Origin of the sequence: Bacteroides sp. CAG:189 (assembly GCF_000432295.1) — a bacterium.
In the GTDB taxonomy this organism is placed as follows: domain Bacteria; phylum Bacteroidota; class Bacteroidia; order Bacteroidales; family Bacteroidaceae; genus Bacteroides; species Bacteroides salyersiae.
Window position 1 is genome coordinate 71,352 of the sequence record NZ_HF991073.1, and the last position, 18,898, is coordinate 90,249.

The window sequence follows — 18,898 nt, forward strand, 5'->3', positions numbered from 1 at the left end:
CTCTATAAAGATAGGCATTTCCTGTTTACTTTCAATCTTTCCACCGGAAATGATTGGCCTTTTTCTCTTTCACTTTGCCAAATCACATTCCACCCACTTTCCCTGATGCATCTCCATCACCGTACTGAATCCTGCACGTTTCAAAGCCGCCAGCGCTTCCGGACGTCCGGCATTGATTTTTTCGGGATAATGGGCATCACTATTCACCATCACACGGATACCCAATTCTTTCAACAACGGAAAGTAACGTTCGTTCGGAAAAAATGTGCCGTAAAGATGATAAGCCTTGGAATTGATTTCAACCATATACCCTTTTTTTGCGATCCGGGCGAAATAATCCTGCATCAGTTTCTCATACCACGGTTCGTCCAACAGGCCGGGACGATAGCAAGCCGAATTATAATGCATCTTGTCCGCATGCCCTAAAATATCAAAACCACCCAACTCGATCATGCGAAGCTGACGGTCGTAATAAAGACGGATCACCCGATCGAGATCGCCGCCGAAATGCCCGTCTACTATCTTACGGAATACTTCGGGAGCCACATCGACATCCACCACTTCTCCTTTGTCATTATACAACAGATGCACGGAACCGATGCGATAATCCAACGGCAATTCCCGGAAACGGGAAACCGACGGATTGCTCTCTTCATTCAGATAATCGATTTCCAGGCCGACATAAAATTCGATCTTGCCGGCATACTTCTCCCTTACCCGGCGAAACTCCTCTAAATAGTCCTCCATACTGTCCCATTCCATCGTCCATGCAGTGGGAAAAGGCAACGGCGCATGTGATGAAACACCATACGATGTAAATCCTTCACTGATGGCAAAGCGGATGAAAGAGTCCATATCGGCACGTCCGTCACAATAAAGGCAATGGCTATGATAGTTCGTCAGGTTCATGATTCTATTTCGCTTAATTCCAACCAACGCATAGTTTTCTCATCAATCAAATCGTTCACTTCGGGCAGGCGTTTCGACTTCTCCGTAAGCTCGTCTACAGAAAGCGTACCACTGCAAAGCTGCGCTTCAATAAGCGCTTTCTCTGTTTCCAGCTCTGCTATCTCCTTTTCCAACTGCTCGAATTCACGTTTCTCCTTGAAACTCATTTTACGTTTTTCATTCAGGCGCACACGCGCAGTCTTCTCTTCCTGGGATTTCTCGGCCTCTTTCTCCTTCTGGGACTTGGCTTCTTTCCAATCACGATAATCGCTGTAATTTCCGGGGAAATCACGAATATCCCCCTGACCGTTGAATACTAACAGGTGATCTACCACTTTATCCATGAAATAGCGGTCGTGAGACACCACAATCACACATCCTTTAAAATTCTGAAGATACTCTTCAAGAACATTCAGTGTAATGATATCGAGGTCGTTGGTCGGTTCATCCAGTACCAGAAAATTCGGGTTACGCATCAGTACGGTGCACAGATACAACCGCCGGCGCTCTCCCCCGCTCAATTTATAGACATAGCTGTGTTGGGTTTCGGGAGTAAACAGGAAATGTTGCAAAAATTGTGAAGCAGTCAATTTCTTGCCGTTACCTAATTCGATAACCTCCGCGATGTCCTGCACCACGTCGATCACCTTCATCTGTTCGTCAAACTGCAACCCGTCCTGAGAGTAATAACCGAAACGAACCGTTTCGCCTATATCCACCGTACCGCTATCGGGCTGTACCTCTCCCATCAGTATCTTGATAAAAGTAGATTTCCCTGTCCCGTTATTGCCGACAATACCCATCTTTTCATAGCGGGCAAAAATGTAAGAGAAATCATCCAATATCTTCAGATCACCAAAACTCTTATAAAGATGATCCGCTTCGAATATCTTGCTGCCAATATAGGATGCCTTTACATCCAGTTTTACATTGTCATTATTAAAACGCTGCTTGGCCACTTTCTCTATTTCGTAAAAAGCATCCTGCCGGTACTTCGCCTTATGTGCGCGTGCCTGTGGCATGCGACGCATCCAGTCGAGTTCCGTACGATAAAGGTTATTAGCACGCTCTATCTCCACACTTTTTGCTTCGATCCGTTCCTGCCGTTTTTCCAGATAATAGCTGTAATTTCCTTTATACTGATACAACTGCCGGTTATCGATCTCTATAATCTCGGAGCAGACACGATCCAGGAAATAGCGGTCGTGCGTCACCATCAACAAGCTTAGGTTTGTGCGCCGCAGGTAATCTTCCAGCCACTCCGTCATATCCAGATCAAGGTGATTGGTAGGCTCATCCAGAATCAGCAGATCGGGCTCGGTAATCAAGGCATTCGCTAAAGCCACGCGCTTTAGCTGTCCTCCGGAAAGATGTTTCACCTGCTGGTCGAAATTACGGATTTTCAATTGCGACAGAATCTGTTTAGCCTTCTGCTCATATTCCCATGCTTTCTCATGATCCATGCGTACCAGCAAATCTTCCAGTCCCGGATGTCCCTCCGTTTCCATGCAATGCTCGTATTCCTTGATCAGTTCTACCACACTGTTGCCATGATGGAAGCAGGCTTCCAGCACAGTCAGTTCTTCGGGATATTTCGGATCTTGCTCCAAATAGTCTACACGGAGATCCCGACGGAAAACAATATTCCCGTTATCATATCCCTCCTTCCCGGAAAGTATATTCAGAAGGGTCGTCTTTCCCGTCCCGTTTTTAGCGATCAGTCCGATACGCTGCCCTTCGGCAATACCGAAAGATATATTTTCAAACAAAACTAAATCTCCAAAGGATTTAGTAAGATTATCTACTTGTAAATAAGGAACCATAAAATCAGTAATTTAGTAGTAAATGGTTAAAAGGAGCTGGTGGGTAAGTAAGAGGTTTAGCAGGTAAGTGATTTAGTAGTTAAATAGTCAAGTAGATAAGTAGTAAGTAGTAGATAGTTTAAGTAATAAATAGCAATTAAAAATATAGGAGTGAAAGATCGCATTAAAATCCATAGCCCCCTACACGCTGCACAGCTACTTAACTACTTAACTACTTAACTACTAATTCTATACCGCCGATTTAAACACTTCCTCCACATCACACGTCTCGTCATTTTTCACTTTACTCCAAAACAGTTTCAGAGGATCGATGAGTTTTCCATCTTTATATTGCAGTACGGGCACTTCCCGGTTACCATCGATTAAAGTCATCCATTCGAATCCCTCCGCTTCATTGACCAATATGGTACAGACAGTGATGCCGATAGCCAGCCATTCTTCCTTCTTCTTTTTTCCTATCACGCCGCTATCAATCACCTGCTGGAGTTTCGGTAAATCTTCTTCCAAACCTTGGAAATCTTTTTTCAATTCCTTCTTTACGGTATTCACTGTCCATTCATACCCCTCATTAATCACGTAGATCTCGGACAAACGTACAGGAATCACTTCCGCCGGGTACTTCTGTCCGTCTTTGCGTATATCCAACGTACCGATCACTTGTTCCGCTTCTTTCACGCTTCCGCCTTTAGGCACGGTAAACGAACATTCGAACGCCACATTCCCAATGCCGGTAATCCAAAGGTGAGTGGTGTAATAAGCCCCCTCTTCCTGAAACATTTCTTTACTGTAAGCACATGCTAATTTTCCGATTTTCACCAATGAAGCCGAAGGATTCTCTTTTAGCTCCTGCTTCACAGCTTCTTTGCCATAATCCATAGCGCCGCGTGTAGCAGCATCCGCCTTGAAAGCCGAAATCCGGAAATTCCCTGTCCAGGTATCGGGGTTGTAAAACAGAAAGGAACCTTCACCGTCTTCAAACTCATTCCAATCTGAAGGATAAACCATGGTGAACCACGCTCCCGGAGAAATAAATTTCTTACCTTGTATCATCTTATTTTGTTTTTTTCTTCTACTCAACAGATATTTCGACAAAAATAACACTCCCGAAGCGGATATGCAAAAAACAGGAAACAATAAATGTTGTCTCATTTGTTTTTCCTTCAAAGAACCTTTATCTTTGGAGCAAATGCAATAACTAAAACCGCAAGAATATGAAAACATTCGTAGTACTTGTCACTCTATGGCTAAGTGGCATCCTGGCAATCTCCGCACAAGAAGACAACAACTCCCGCTACATCGAAGTGACCGGCAGTTCCGAAACGGAAATCATCCCGGACGAAATTCATTTTATGATTACCATAAAGGAATACTGGCAGGAAGAATTCGAAAAAAAAAGCAAGCCGGAAGATTACCAGACCAAAGTACCCGTCAATGAGATTGAACATAACCTGATGAGCGCCTTAAAGCAAGCGGGTATCGCTCCGTCGGATATTCAGACCAAAGAAGTAGGTGATTACTGGCGCGAACGTGGAAAAGATTTTCTCATATCCAAAACCTTTGATATAAAGTTACAAAATCCCGACCAGATCAACCGGATCATACAGACAGTAAATACCAAAGGGATTCAATCGATGAACATCGGCGAACTAAAAAATAAAGATTTGCAGGAATACCGCAAACAAGGAAAAATAGAAGCCTTAAAAGCAGCACGCCAAAAGGCGGATTATCTGGTGGCGGCAATGGGACAGAAACTCGGGAACGTTCTTCGTATCGTAGAGCCGGAAGAACGGAGCTTCAGCTATTTCCAACCACAGTCGGCTATGAGCAACGTAGCAATACCAAGTTATGACAGTAATCCGGAAAATTTCAGAACGATCAAGCTCAGATACCAGATGACGGCCCGTTTTGAAATACTCCCTGCCGAATAGTTACCCCACACGGAGGAAGATCTTACTTCCCTATCGGCTGGATTTTCCTCCGTACCTCTTTTGATATTTCCAGAAACATGTAGTTCAACCTACCGGAATGAATACCTTCTTCATTCTCCTTATATTTCTTGTTGGCATACTGTTTCGACTTCTCAAAAGTAAGCAGAGACATCTGGTTCTGAGATTTTCCCACCATGGTAGAGTCCAATTGCTCATCCGGAAAAAAGTCGTCCAGATCGACATCACCGATCATCGTCGTTTCCAGGAAATTCATATCCTGATGGGAACTGTCCGTATAATATCCCACAAACATATGCCCCGGCGTACGCACCAGAATCGGATCGATATTGATGGCACGAAGCAGAGAAGCGAACAGTACGCTGCCATCCACACAGTTTATCTGCGACGATTCCAAAGCATCATCGAACGTACGTACCCGCTGTGAGAAAACCACATTACTGGATAAGCTGGTATTGGACACCGAACTGTAACGGAACTTACGCTTCTGCAACACGTTCCAAAGGGCATACACCTGTTTATCCACCGCATCCGCCTTTGCATTCTGATATCCTAAGAAACGATTCACAATACGGGTATTCAATGCTTCACGCAGCAATTTATCGATCATCGGATTCTCTTCATTGACATAGGCGGCAAAGAATATGCCGGTATCATGGAATTTCGTACCGTTAGTGACGTATCCTAACAGACATTCATTGATACTTCGCACCGAAAAGGTACGTACCCTCTGCCCCAGATCATCCCCATTCATCTCTACCGTTACCGCTACACTGACCGGTTCTGCCTGCACGTTATTCTTCAACGCTTCGTAGTTCCAGATAATATCGGGATAAATCATATATTCTCTATGCGGTTTCTCAAGAATAAACTCGGATACGGAACGTGAAAAGAAAGGAGTCTCCGCCACTTCAATACGTACCCGGCTATATGCCGAACGGGATTTCACCCTGATGGCGATGCACGATTTCGGATTACCGATATAAAAAGAATCGGACGGTTCGATGACCTGGGCATCGGTAGTAGCCACAGACAGGATAGCAGAAGGAAAGATGTTTCCTCCCAAATCATCCGTTATTTCAAAACCGGAACTGAAAGAGGCATATTTATAGATGGACATTCCTGTCACAATAACAAATAATATGGCAATCACTCCCAGCACTTCCCGCTTTCGCTGTTTCAAATCTATCTTTATCATTTTTCCCTCTACTTTTTTTGTAGCACATACAAAGGTAAAAAAATAAAATCGATAGATTGAATGAAATACAACATTTAAGAAAAGGTTGTATTTCTCATCGGATGCCTGCCCTACCCTTATTTCATTTTTTTAGGTTCATATCAGTAATATTCGCTCTTTTTATTCATGAATATGGCTTATCTTTGTCCATTTCTAAAAACAGACTCCAAATACATTGACTTATGCCGACATTCTTCATTATTCTTATCAGCGTATACCTCGCAGGAAACATTTACATATTTATCAAAGGATTACGGGCACTGCCTACCTGCCATTCGGGAATAAAAGTAGCAGCAGGCATTCTGTTCTGGTGCGGTGCCTTGTCACTATTCGGCAGTTTGCTGAGCCGCAATGTAGAAATGCCCTCTTTCATTTCGCATACGATGTACGAAATAGGTACAGGCTGGTTGATATTCACCCTATACATGGTGATATTCCTGTTGTTGACCGACATACTGAAACGATTCTATACGCCTTTCAGATACGGATTTCCCGTGTCATTGCTGTTAACATTCATCCTATTGGGATGCGGATACTACAATTACCGCCATCCGAAAACGAATGCAGTCGATATAACAATCAACAAACCGTATGAAAACAACTCGCAACCGATAAAAATCGTAGCTGTAAGCGATATTCATTTAGGATACGGAACGGGAAAAAGCGCCTTGAAAAAGTACGTCGATATGATTAATGAACAGAAGCCGGACCTTATACTGATCGGCGGCGATCTGATCGACAACAGTGTCGTTCCCCTCTACACCGAAAAAATGAGCGAAGAATTATCGGAATTAAAAGCACCGATGGGTATCTACATGGTTCCCGGTAATCACGAATACATCAGTGGCATCGACGAAAGTGCCCGGTTCATAAAAAGTACTCCGATACAACTCCTGATAGATTCGGTGGTAACTTTGCCCAATGGCATACAATTGATAGGACGTGACGACCGGCATAACCCCTCCCGCCGTTCCTTACAGGAATTGATGGAGAATATCGATAAAAGCCGTCCCATCATCCTGCTGGATCACCAACCCTATAACCTGACAGACGCAGAAGCTGCCGGCATCGACCTACAATTCAGCGGGCATACCCACCACGGACAGGTGTGGCCTATGAGTCTGGTTACGGATTATATCTATGAACAGAGCCACGGTTACCGCCAATGGGGAGACACGCACATATATGTATCCAGTGGATTATCACTATGGGGACCTCCCTTCCGGATAGGAACAGAAAGCGAAATGGTGGTGTTCGAACTGTCTGCCGGAAGTACCGACATCTCAAATACCTCATCGCCATTACTTTAATAATCCCTTTTTATGAAAAACCACAAATTGTAACGTAATTGTAACACGTGTTTCACCCCGTCGTAACAAAAATCGCTCACCTTTGCTGCGAAATAAAATAAAAGATTATATTTGTAATGTCATATAAACAGAGAATACAATGAACGATTACCGCATTTTAGTTGTCGACGATGAAGAAGACCTTTGTGAAATCCTGAAATTCAATCTTGAAAATGAAGGTTATGAAGTAGATACTGCCAATTCCGCCGAAGAAGCTCTGAAAATGGATATCAGCAGTTATCATTTGCTATTGCTGGATGTGATGATGGGAGAAATCTCCGGATTCAAAATGGCTAATATACTGAAAAAAGATAAAAAGACGGCTCATGTACCTATCATCTTCATCACCGCCAAAGATACGGAAAATGATACGGTGACCGGCTTTAACCTCGGTGCGGACGACTATATCTCGAAGCCTTTCTCCCTGCGTGAAGTGATAGCACGCGTAAAAGCGGTTCTGCGGCGTACCATTACCCCCGAAACCGAAAAAGCACCGGAACAGATCACTTACCAGACGTTGGTAATCGACATTACAAAAAAGAAAGTCAGCATAGACGGAGAAGAAGTGGCACTGACCAAAAAAGAATTCGAAATCCTATTCCTGCTATTACAGAACAAAGGACGGGTATTTTCGCGCGAGGACATCCTTGCCCGCGTATGGAGCGATGAAGTATACGTACTCGACCGTACGATCGATGTCAACATCACCCGTCTGCGTAAAAAGATCGGCATATATGGCAAGCGGATCGTCACCCGCCTGGGATACGGATATTGCTTTGAAACAGAATGAAATAATGAAATAATGTGCCAATCGGGCAATGTGCCAATGTGCCAATTGACTGCGCCATAAATGCGTGATAAAGAGACACACCACATAGCCCTCCTATTTTTCATTCCTTCATTCTTTCATTTTTTCATCATTCCACCATGAACCTACCTGTCAATCAAAAGCATTTTCTTTCATTCAGCCGGAAGCTCTTTCTTTCGGTCATATCATTGTTTCTGGTTTTTGCCGCTTGCTTCATTGCTTATCAGTACCAACGGGAAAAAGAGTACAAAGTAGAGCTTCTTCATTCCCAATTGCAAGACTATAACGCACGTTTGAATGAAAAGATAGATACGCTTTCGGGCATCCGGAATGAAATGAATGAGTATATCAATAACCACGCATTGCAAGATTTACGCGTGACAGTTATCGATCTCCAGGGAAATGTATTGTATGACAGCTATAAAACAAACAACTCCCTTTTAGAAAACCATATCACTCGCCCGGAGGTAGAAAAAGCATTGGCAACCGGTAGCGGATTTGATGTTCGCCGTACTTCGGAAACAACAGGAGTACCTTATTTTTATTCGGCTACTCTTTACAATGATTATATCATACGCTCGGCATTGCCTTACAATGTCAGCCTGATTAACAATCTGAAAGCCGATTCGCATTACCTCTGGTTCACTGCTATTGTGACCCTGTTATTGGTCGTCATCTTCTACAAATTCACCAATAAATTAGGTACCTCCATTAGCCAGTTGAGAGAATTCGCCATGCGTGCCGACCGGAATGAGCCGATCGAAATGGCCATGCAATCCGCTTTTCCTCATAACGAATTGGGAGAAATATCACAGCACATCATCCAGATATACAAACGACTGCACGAAACCAAAGAAGCCCTTTACATCGAACGGGAAAAACTGATCACCCACCTGCAAATTTCTCACGAAGGACTTGGGGTGTTCAACAAAGATAAAAAAGAAATTCTTGTCAATAACCTCTTTACCCAATATAGCAATCTCATCTCTGACTCCAACTTAGAGACAGCCGAAGAGGTGTTTACAATCAATGAATTGAAAGAGATCACCGACTTTATCAACAAAGCCCCTAAACGGCCTTCCGGTAAAGAAGAAAAACGAATGTCTATCACTATCAATAAAAACGGGAAAACATTTATTGTGGAGTGTATCATCTTTCAGGATATGAGTTTCGAAATAAGCATCAATGACGTGACGATGGAGGAAGAACAGATACGCTTGAAACGCCAGCTAACCCAAAATATCGCACACGAATTGAAAACTCCCGTAAGCAGTATTCAGGGATATCTGGAAACCATCGTCAACAACGATCACATCCCACATGATAAAATAAACGTATTCTTGGAACGCTGCTATGCACAAAGCAATCGTCTGAGCCGCCTGTTACGCGACATCTCGGTGCTGACCCGCATGGACGAAGCAGCCAACATGATAGATATGGAAAAGGTGGATATCAGCGTACTGGTCACCAATATCGTCAATGAAGTTTCTCTGGAACTCGAAGAAAAGCAGATCACAGTGGTCAACTCTCTGAAAAAAGATATTCAGATACGGGGTAACTATTCGCTATTGTATTCCATTTTCCGAAACTTGATGGATAATGCCATTGCCTATGCCGGTACCAATATCCAAATCAATATCAACTGTTTCCGCGAAGACGAGAATTTCTATTATTTCAGTTTTGCCGATACCGGCATAGGAGTATCTCCGGAACATTTGAACCGCCTGTTCGAACGATTCTACCGGGTAGATAAAGGCCGTTCACGTAAATTGGGCGGTACCGGGTTAGGGCTGGCCATTGTGAAAAATGCGGTAATCATACATGGCGGTAGCATCTCTGCCAAAAACAATCAAGGCGGAGGACTGGAATTCGTATTCACGTTAGCAAAGGAAAGGTAAAAAACATCCGGCAACAAGAAAGTTCTTCTTCCGGAATTAAATTTACACCTAACAATGACAGCCAAGATTCAATAAAGCACCTCTTGTCATATTACCTAACCATCCGGTTCGTTTCTCTACGAAAAACGAACCGTTTCCCGTAGAGAAACAAGATGAAACTCGTAGAGAAAAGATGTGTTTCTCTACGGGCAAAAATAATATTATATAATACACTGATAAACAAAACATTATAAACAAATCAATTTGTAATACATTTTCATTTCGAAATAAATCGTATCACTATCTTTTCAAATCTTACTTCACGGCATAAATACTTACACTAATCATATAGAGCAATATAAACAAGAAAAGATTTAAGCCATCATAACAATAAGAAAGAAGGTTCGAAAATAAACTGATAAAAATCATAAAAAGGAAAAATAAAACGGATTCTTGTTGTTTCGACGGAATAATCGCATAATTTTGTAGAACGATTAAAACAAGAAAAATGAATTATATAAAACATCTTCCGATAGCTCTCGTATTCTGTCTCTTTTCCTGTAAAAACGGAAAATCTTCAAGTCAAGTATCCTATATACCACAAGATACCCTCACTGCCTTTTATTTACCGGCTATACCGGCCATGCTGAACACTCCCGAACTACGGGCGGATTTTCTGGTGAAGCATTATTGGGACAATGTAAACTTTGCCGATACAAACTATATCCATCATCCTGATATTACGGAACAGACCTGGGCCGATTACTGCGATTTACTGAATCACGTTCCTTTGAGTACGGCGCAGGAGGCGATAAAGAAAACAATCGCCCGAACAGAAACCGAGAAAAAAGTTTTCGATTATATCACCGGACTGGCCGACAAATACCTTTATGACCCGAATTCCCCTTTAAGAAATGAAGAATTTTATATTCCGGTGCTGGAAGCAATGATCTCTTCATCTGTTCTGACAGAAACAGAAAAAATCCGTCCTCAAGCACGCATAGAGATGGCATACAAAAACCGAGTCGATACAAAAGCGATCGATTTTACCTATACATTAGAATCGGGTGCGCAAAGCACACTCTATAAAATAAAATCCCAATACACCGTATTGTTTATCAATAACCCGGGCTGCCATGCCTGTACGGAAAACATAGAAGCACTAAAAGACTCTCCTATTATCAATGAGTTGATCCAAAAGAAACAGCTGGCAGTAATTGCCCTCTATCCGGACGAAGAACTGGACGAATGGAGACGACACCGTGATGAGTTTCCCCAAGAGTGGATCAACGGATATGACAAATCACTTACCATCAAAACCCAAAATCTATATGACCTGAAAGCAGTACCCACCCTTTATCTGCTGGATGCAAATAAGAAAGTGCTATTGAAAGATGCCACCGTGCAAGCAATAACCCAATATCTGATGAAATAAAGTATACTCCATACAGTCCGGCAAAGTATATTATAGCTAAATAGATTATGGATAGATAAATGATGTATCGGCACAATAATAAGTCCGTACCATTCCTTTGCCATTCTGAATATTCTTTCTATCTTTGCCACGCATTGGTTCATAGTCTTCCTTCGGAAGATGTGATTAAAAAGGGAATCAGGTGCAAATCCTGAACAGTCCCGCTGCTGTAAGTTCCATAAAAACGTTACGGACAACTACCTTTAGCCACTGGGAAATCCCGGGAAGGCGTCCGCCACAGGAACAAGTCAGAAGACCTGCCATGCAATCTTTTCATTGCTTTCGTGGAAAAAGCGTTGAGTCTAATGAACCGGATAAATTCTATCCATCATTTCATTCATCACTCTGATTCAGAGAAAGTATAATTTACAAATAAACTCTGCCAAGTTTATTGATGTGTCCGGTCGAAGTGATTTCGCCCGGACATTTTAATCAAAACTGATTAGATGAACAGATTGAACCGGATCTTTGAATACAAATTTTTCAGTGCAGTAGTTTACTGCCTTTGCCCTGTTGCATTACTTTCCGCCCAACAGCAGAAGGTAGATACGACACATGTTTATTCTATTCCCGAAGTAGTGGTTTCCGACCGATATCAGACACGGGAAGTACGCGCAACGGCACCCACCCAGATATTTTCCAAAGAAGAATTAAACAACTTGCATGTATTACAGGTTTCCGATGCTGTAAAACACTTTGCAGGAGTAACTGTAAAAGACTATGGAGGCATTGGCGGATTGAAAACCGTATCCATCCGCAGCTTGGGAGCACAACATACCGCCATAGGATATGACGGCATTGCCATAACCGACTGCCAGACAGGACAAATCGACATCGGACGCTTCTCCTTGGATAATGTAGACCGCCTTTCCCTCAACAACGGGCAGAGTGATAACATATTCCAACCGGCACGCTTTTTCGCTTCCGCAGGTCTACTGAATATCCAGACACTGACCCCGCAATTCAAGAATAATAAAAACACCCATATCATCGGTTCGTTCAAAACCGGTTCTTGGGGATTGGTGAATCCGTCCGTACTGATAGAGCAGAAATTAGCCCGGAAATGGGCACTATCTGCCAATGCCGAATGGATGTCGGCAGACGGCCACTACCCTTATACCCTCTATTATGGCGATAAGGATGATTTAACCTCACGCGAGAAAAGAAAAAACACGCAAGTGGAAAGCCTGCGTGCCGAAGCCGGCCTGTTCGGTAACCTCTCCGACAACGAACAATGGAGGCTGAAAGCATACTACTACCAATCGTCTCGCGGGTTGCCCAATGCCACTACCTTCTATTACGACTTTGCCAACCAACACTTGTGGGATAAAAACACGTTCGTACAAAGCCAATATAAAAAAGAATTCAACCGGAAATGGGCATTCCAGGCATCGGCCAAATGGAATTGGAGTTATCAGCGTTACCTGAACCCTGATTATGCCAGTTCAGCCGGTAAAGAAGATAACAGTTATTACCAACAAGAATACTATCTGTCGGCTTCGGCACTCTACCGGGTATTGGATAATCTGTCTTTTTCTCTTTCCACAGACGGTAGCATCAATACGCTGAATGCCAACTTAACCGATTTTGCTTATCCTACACGATATTCATGGCTGACCGCACTCGCCGGAAAGTACGTGAACGAATGGCTTACGCTCTCCGCTTCGGCATTGGCCACGGTCACCAATGAAAAGGTGCAGCAAGGCACCAAAGCGGATAATCACCGCAGACTGACCCCTTACGTCAGCGCTTCTTTCAAACCGTTCAGGAGTGAAGAGTTCCGTATCCGCTTCTTCTATAAAGACATTTTCCGGTTACCCAATTTCAACGATCTGTATTACAGCCGGGTAGGAACGAGAGATTTGCGTCCGGAAAGCACCCGGCAGTATAATGTAGGCATTACGTACAGTAAATCTGTCTGCACATTTCTGCCCTATGTATCGGCCACGATAGATGCCTATTACAATAAAGTGACGGATAAAATAGTCGCTATTCCCAACAAGAACATTTTTGTATGGACCATGACCAATCTGGGAAAAGTAGATATAAAAGGTTTGGATGTCACCGGAAGCATATCCTTGCATCCAATGGAGAAATTACAAATCAACCTTTCCGGAAACTATACTTACCAACGTGCACTGGATGTCACCAGTGCAACAGACAATACTTATAAAAAAACTTATAAACACCAGATCGCCTATACTCCGCGTGTATCCGGTTCGGGGCAGGCAGGCATCGAAACACCCTGGATCAACCTGTCCTACGCTTTCCTCTTCTCGGGCAAACGCTACACACAAGGAGAAAACATAAGCCAGAACCGTCTGGATGGCTATAGTGACCACAGTCTTTCGGCCAGCCGCAATTTAAAAATACGCGATATAAATACATCACTCAGCATCGAGGTACTCAACCTGCTGAACAAGAATTACGAAATCATAAAGAGCTTCCCTATGCCGGGACGTTCGGTACGTGCAACATTGAAAATTACTTATTAAAATACATATATCTTATGATGAAATATAAATATCTCACATTATTCGTATTCAGCTTGTTAATTCATGCCTGTGATGATATTACAGATAAAGATAGCCCCGAAGACAACGGAGGGAGCAACACAGAAACCGGAACCGCCGGTATTTATGTATTGAGTGAAGGACTGTTTAACCTGAACAACAGTACGCTCATGTTTCATTCACTCAAAAACGGACAGACGGACACTGATTATTTCCGCAGTAAAAACCATCGAGGATTGGGCGATACCGCCAATGATATGGCTATTNNNNGCCAAACCCCGCCAATGATATGGCTATTTACGGCAGTAAGCTCTATATCGTAGTGAATGTTTCGAGCCAGATCGAGGTAATAGACCGGGCATCAGGACTCTCTCTGAAACGGATACCGGTACTGAATGAGAACGGTAGTTCGCGGCAACCGCGTTACATCGCTTTTCATAAAGACAAAGCATATGTCTGCTCGTTCGACGGCACTGTGGCCCGAATAGATACCACCTCATTGGAAATCGAAGAGTATGCCACAGTAGGACGGAATCCGGACGGAATTTGCGTGCAGGGAGATAAACTCTATGTATCCAATTCCGGAGGGTTGGATTGGGACGGAATTGGCGTGGACAACACCGTGTCCGTAGTCAGCACAGAACCGTTCAAAGAAATAAAGAAAATACAGGTAGGTTACAATCCGGGGCGGATCAGGGCGGACAATTACGGCCACGTCTATGTGGCAACACGCGGTAAAGACATCAGTGCGGGCGATTATAACTTTGTTCAGATAGACACCCGCGCGGATGAAGTGAAACAGATTTATGACGAAAAGGTAATGAATTTTGCCATCAACGACCAACTTGCTTACTTATATAATTTCAACTACACCACACAGGATTCGCAGATAAAGGTATTCAACCTGCAAACGGGAACTACCCTGCGCGAGGATTTCATTACAGACGAAACCGAGATCAACACCCCTTATGGCATCCATGTCAATCCGTATAGTGGAAATATATACATTACAGACGCCTATAACTATTTGGTAAGAGGTGATGTACTCTGTTTCAATCCACAAGGAAAATTAATATACCGTCTCACTAATATCGGACAAAATCCCAATACAGTGGTTTTCTCCGACAAAGATACGCAAAGTGGCAACGACGATCCGGATACCCCGCAGGCAGCCGCCTTCGCCAACAAAGTATTGGAGTATCGCCCCGCCCCGACGCAGTTCATGAATACCACCGCCACCGCTTATAAGGAGGGGTTTACCTATCAGCAAGTATTGGAATATGCTACGGAACTGTTATCAGACCGGAATGTATGCTTACTTTCATTAGGTGCTTTTGGGGGATACATCACAGTAGGTTTCGACCATACTGTACCTAATATATCGGGCGAATATGATTTCAAGATATACGGGAATGCCGCCTATGACATATATGGCACCAATGAAGACAAACCCGGCGGAAGCGCAGAACCGGGCATCGTACTGGTTTCCAAAGACACCAATGGAAACGGACTTCCCGATGACGAGTGGTATGAACTGGCAGGAAGCGAATACAACTCCCCCTCCACCATCCGGAATTATGAAATCACCTATTACCGTCCCGAACTGCCCGGAGACAATGTACAATGGACGGATAACCAAGGTGGTCAAGGAGAGATAAAAAGAAATGACTTTAATACCCAAGACTCCTATTATCCGCAATGGATAGAAGAAGACCGGATCACCTTCTCCGGAAACCGCTTAGCCGACAATGCAGTAAACGAGCCACGTCCTGACATGCCGGAACATTGGGTAGGCTATTGCTATGCTTGGGGATATGCCGACAATCACCCGAATGATACGGAATATTCTAAATTCAAAATCGATTGGGCAGTAGACAAAAACGGTAATCCGGTACATCTTGACGGAATTGATTTTGTAAAGATATACACGGCTGTCAACCAAGACTGCGGATGGACAGGAGAAATATCAACAGAGATACAGGCAGTGGAAGACCTGCATTACAATAAATAGAAATATTTTATTATCAATAATTACATTTAAAAAACAACATGAGAAAATTAAATTCTTTTTTCAGTAGACTATGTATGGTAATGCTATTGGCATTACCAATGGTATTTGTATCTTGTGAAGATGATGATAATGAAACACCTCAAGATGAACTATCAATATTAGACTTGGGAATTGGTAACCATGCCCCAGAGTCCGGATTAACATTCACAATTGCCATTGATGAGTCCCTTACTATTACCCCTGTACTAAGTCAGGCAGAAAACATCTCATACGCATGGATTGTAGACGGTACAAAGGTATCAGATAAATCAAGCTATACATTCAATGCTGCCGAAGCAGGTATAGGTTCACACACTATCTTATATCGTGCCACTTATAAAACTGTTGAAGCCGAAGCAACCTTAACAATAAATGTTGCCCAAAACCGTAGTTTTTATGTAGTCAATGAAGGTCAAGCTAATGGTTCTATCTGTTTTTACGATAACGATGGAACATGGAACTACAACATCTATCAGGCAAGCAATGCCGATGAGAAACTGGGTACAACTTCAACGACAGCTGTATTCAATAACGGAAAAGTATACATCGTATCCAAAGATAATCCTTGTTTGGTAGAAGCCGATGCTACCACTTTCAAGAAAACATCTTCTATAACCAAAGCTGTTATTGATGATAATCAAGCGTACAACTTTGCTGTCATCAACAGCACTACCGGCATCATTGCAACTGCCCGTGGAGCATATAAAATAACCATAAACCCATTACCAACCGAAGGTACAAAAGCGGAAAAAGTAATAGACGGCTCTTGCAAAGACATGTATGTATCTGGAGATTATTTATTTATCATCGTAGACAATACTATTAAGGTATATAAATCGAACGATCTCTCTTACATAAAAGATTTAGAAGCCGCTAATACAGGTTTTGCCAGAGCTAAAGACGGTTCCCTTTGGGCAGCTAACGAGACCCAATTGGCAAAAATAAATATCAAAGACCTAACATCTGAAACAATCGACTTGCCGGAAGGTTATGCAGTAAACTATAATAGTTTTGCATATACCCCTTCCTGTTTGTGTGCGTCAATTTCCGAGAACGCCTTATACTTTGTCAAAAAAGACGGATGGAATTCTAAAGATGCATACAAATACGATATCACTTCCGGAGACTTGAAAAAGATCATGACAGCACCGGAAAACTACTCTTTCTATGGTGCCGGACTGGCCGTTGCCCCTTTTACCGGAAATGTTTATGGTACATTTACGGAAGACGGATATGGTGATCACTATAAGAATAATAAAATTGTCATAGCAGACGGCATCAATGAAACGCCTCTTGAAATTATTGACTATTCCGGTTACTTCTGGTTCCCATCCAAAATTGTATTTAAATAAAATTCAATCATATTATAATCAGGGGGGAGTACCATATTCGTACTCTCCTCTTTTTTTATATCCGAATATCAAAATGTCATATGTTTATTGCATATTCCAAAGGTTTTCCTTAAATTCGACGAATAAAACCAAATATCCAAGAATATGGAATTACCTTTTGCAGAATCATGGAAAATCAAGATGGTAGAGCCTATCCGTAAAAGTACCCGTCAGGAACGCGAGCAATGGATAAAAGAGGCGCACTACAATGTATTTCAACTGAAAGCCGAACAAGTATACATCGACCTTATTACCGACTCCGGTACGGGTGCCATGAGTGACCGTCAATGGGCAGGAATGATGTTGGGAGACGAGAGCTATGCCGGCGCTTCTTCCTTTTTCAAACTGAAAGAAATGATCACCCGGCTCACCGGTTTTGAATATATCATACCAACCCATCAAGGACGCGCAGCCGAGAATGTATTGTTCTCCTATTTAGTTCATGAAGGAGACATCGTACCGGGAAATTCGCATTTTGATACTACCAAAGGACACATCGAAGGGCGCAAAGCCATAGCATTGGACTGCACCATTGACGAAGCCAAACAAACCCAATTGGAAATCCCCTTTAAGGGCAATGTAGACCCTGTCAAACTGGAAAAAGCATTGCAGGAACATGCCGACAAAATTCCCTTTATCATAGTAACCATCACCAACAACACAGCAGGCGGACAACCCGTTTCCATGCAAAACCTAAAGGAAGTACGCGCCTTGGCCGATAAATACAAAAAGCCGGTACTTTTCGATTCGGCACGTTTTGCCGAGAATGCCTATTTTATTAAAACACGGGAAGAAGGATATACCGGGAAAACAATCAAGGAAATCACACGGGAAATGTTCGATCTGGCCGACGGTATGACCATGAGCGCAAAAAAAGACGGTATCGTCAACATGGGAGGTTTCATTGCCACCCGCCACAAAGAATGGTACGAAGGTGCCAAAGGATTCTGTGTACAATTCGAAGGCTATCTTACCTATGGTGGAATGAACGGACGGGATATGAATGCCCTTGCCATCGGCCTGGACGAAAACACAGAATTCGATAATCTGGAGACACGCATTCATCAAGTGCAATATCTGGCAAAAAAACTTGATGAATACGGTATTCCCTATCAACGTCCTGCCGGTGGGCACGCCATCTTCGTAGATGCCCCAAAGGTATTGACCCACGTCCCCAAACAAGAATTCCCGGCACAAACACTGACTGTTGAACTGTATCTTGAAGCCGGCATACGCGGATGTGAAATAGGTTATTTATTGGCAGATCGTGATCCGATAACCCACGAAAACCGTTTCAACGGATTAGACCTACTACGCCTTGCTATCCCACGTCGTGTTTACACCGATAACCACATGGATGTAATTGCCGCCGCACTCAAAAACGTATACGACCGCAGAGAAGAAATTACACGCGGCGTACGCATTGCATGGGAAGCTCCTCTGATGAGACACTTCACAGTGCAATTGGAAAGAATTGAATAA

The 18,898-nt window shown here is 43.1% G+C and carries 12 protein-coding genes, 1 pseudogene and 1 riboswitch; of the genes and pseudogenes, 9 read left to right on the plus strand and 4 right to left on the minus strand.

Features of this window, described 5'->3' with window-relative positions; all coding sequences use genetic code 11:
* Positions 1 to 69: 69 nt before the first annotated feature.
* The 3 genes from QVP90_RS10480 to QVP90_RS10490 form a co-directional block, all read right to left on the minus strand.
* Positions 70 to 909 carry a histidinol-phosphatase gene (locus QVP90_RS10480; RefSeq protein ID WP_005930535.1) on the minus strand — a complete coding sequence of 280 codons (840 nt, stop codon included), beginning with the start codon at positions 907 to 909 and terminating at the stop codon, positions 70 to 72.
* A complete protein-coding gene (locus QVP90_RS10485) occupies positions 906 to 2,771 on the minus strand; it encodes an ABC-F family ATP-binding cassette domain-containing protein (RefSeq protein ID WP_021936380.1) in 1,866 nt (621 codons plus the stop codon). The genes QVP90_RS10480 and QVP90_RS10485 overlap by 4 nt, the downstream gene beginning before the upstream one ends.
* A 228-nt stretch (positions 2,772 to 2,999) precedes the next feature.
* Positions 3,000 to 3,821 carry a DUF3805 domain-containing protein gene (locus QVP90_RS10490; RefSeq protein WP_021936381.1) on the minus strand — a complete coding sequence of 274 codons (822 nt, stop codon included), beginning with the start codon at positions 3,819 to 3,821 and terminating at the stop codon, positions 3,000 to 3,002.
* Between the two features lie 161 nt (positions 3,822 to 3,982).
* Between QVP90_RS10490 and QVP90_RS10495 the strand changes: the two genes are divergently transcribed.
* Complete coding sequence (locus tag QVP90_RS10495; protein ID WP_005930526.1) at positions 3,983 to 4,699, plus strand: SIMPL domain-containing protein; 717 nt, start codon at positions 3,983 to 3,985, stop codon at positions 4,697 to 4,699.
* A gap of 22 nt (positions 4,700 to 4,721) precedes the next feature.
* On the opposite strand, the gene QVP90_RS10500 is transcribed toward QVP90_RS10495, so the two are convergent.
* Complete coding sequence (locus tag QVP90_RS10500; RefSeq protein ID WP_005930524.1) at positions 4,722 to 5,915, minus strand: hypothetical protein; 1,194 nt, start codon at positions 5,913 to 5,915, stop codon at positions 4,722 to 4,724.
* A gap of 221 nt (positions 5,916 to 6,136) precedes the next feature.
* Between QVP90_RS10500 and QVP90_RS10505 the strand changes: the two genes are divergently transcribed.
* From QVP90_RS10505 to QVP90_RS10540, 8 genes and pseudogenes are all read left to right on the plus strand, one after another.
* On the plus strand, positions 6,137 to 7,264 hold the full coding sequence (locus tag QVP90_RS10505; RefSeq protein ID WP_005930521.1) for a metallophosphoesterase: 1,128 nt from the start codon (positions 6,137 to 6,139) through the stop codon (positions 7,262 to 7,264).
* A 139-nt stretch (positions 7,265 to 7,403) separates the two neighbouring features.
* Positions 7,404 to 8,093: a response regulator transcription factor gene (locus tag QVP90_RS10510; protein ID WP_021936382.1), complete on the plus strand. Its 690-nt coding sequence runs from the start codon at positions 7,404 to 7,406 to the stop codon at positions 8,091 to 8,093.
* 137 nt (positions 8,094 to 8,230) lie between these two features.
* The gene (locus QVP90_RS10515) at positions 8,231 to 10,009 is read left to right on the plus strand and encodes a sensor histidine kinase (RefSeq protein WP_005930517.1); all 1,779 of its coding nucleotides are present in this window, start codon (positions 8,231 to 8,233) and stop codon (positions 10,007 to 10,009) included.
* Between the two features lie 487 nt (positions 10,010 to 10,496).
* The gene (locus QVP90_RS10520; protein ID WP_021936383.1) at positions 10,497 to 11,423 is read left to right on the plus strand and encodes a DUF5106 domain-containing protein; all 927 of its coding nucleotides are present in this window, start codon (positions 10,497 to 10,499) and stop codon (positions 11,421 to 11,423) included.
* A gap of 118 nt (positions 11,424 to 11,541) precedes the next feature.
* Positions 11,542 to 11,741: riboswitch (cobalamin riboswitch) on the plus strand.
* Between the two features lie 167 nt (positions 11,742 to 11,908).
* A complete protein-coding gene (locus QVP90_RS10525; protein ID WP_021936384.1) occupies positions 11,909 to 13,957 on the plus strand; it encodes a TonB-dependent receptor plug domain-containing protein in 2,049 nt (682 codons plus the stop codon).
* Positions 13,958 to 13,974: 17 nt separating this feature from the next.
* A pseudogene (locus QVP90_RS10530) lies at positions 13,975 to 15,986 on the plus strand (DUF5074 domain-containing protein).
* Between the two features lie 38 nt (positions 15,987 to 16,024).
* Positions 16,025 to 17,377 (plus strand): DUF5074 domain-containing protein, encoded by a 1,353-nt coding sequence (locus tag QVP90_RS10535; RefSeq protein ID WP_021936387.1) that lies wholly within the window; start codon positions 16,025 to 16,027, stop codon positions 17,375 to 17,377.
* A 144-nt stretch (positions 17,378 to 17,521) separates the two neighbouring features.
* Complete coding sequence (locus QVP90_RS10540; RefSeq protein WP_007481774.1) at positions 17,522 to 18,898, plus strand: tryptophanase; 1,377 nt, start codon at positions 17,522 to 17,524, stop codon at positions 18,896 to 18,898.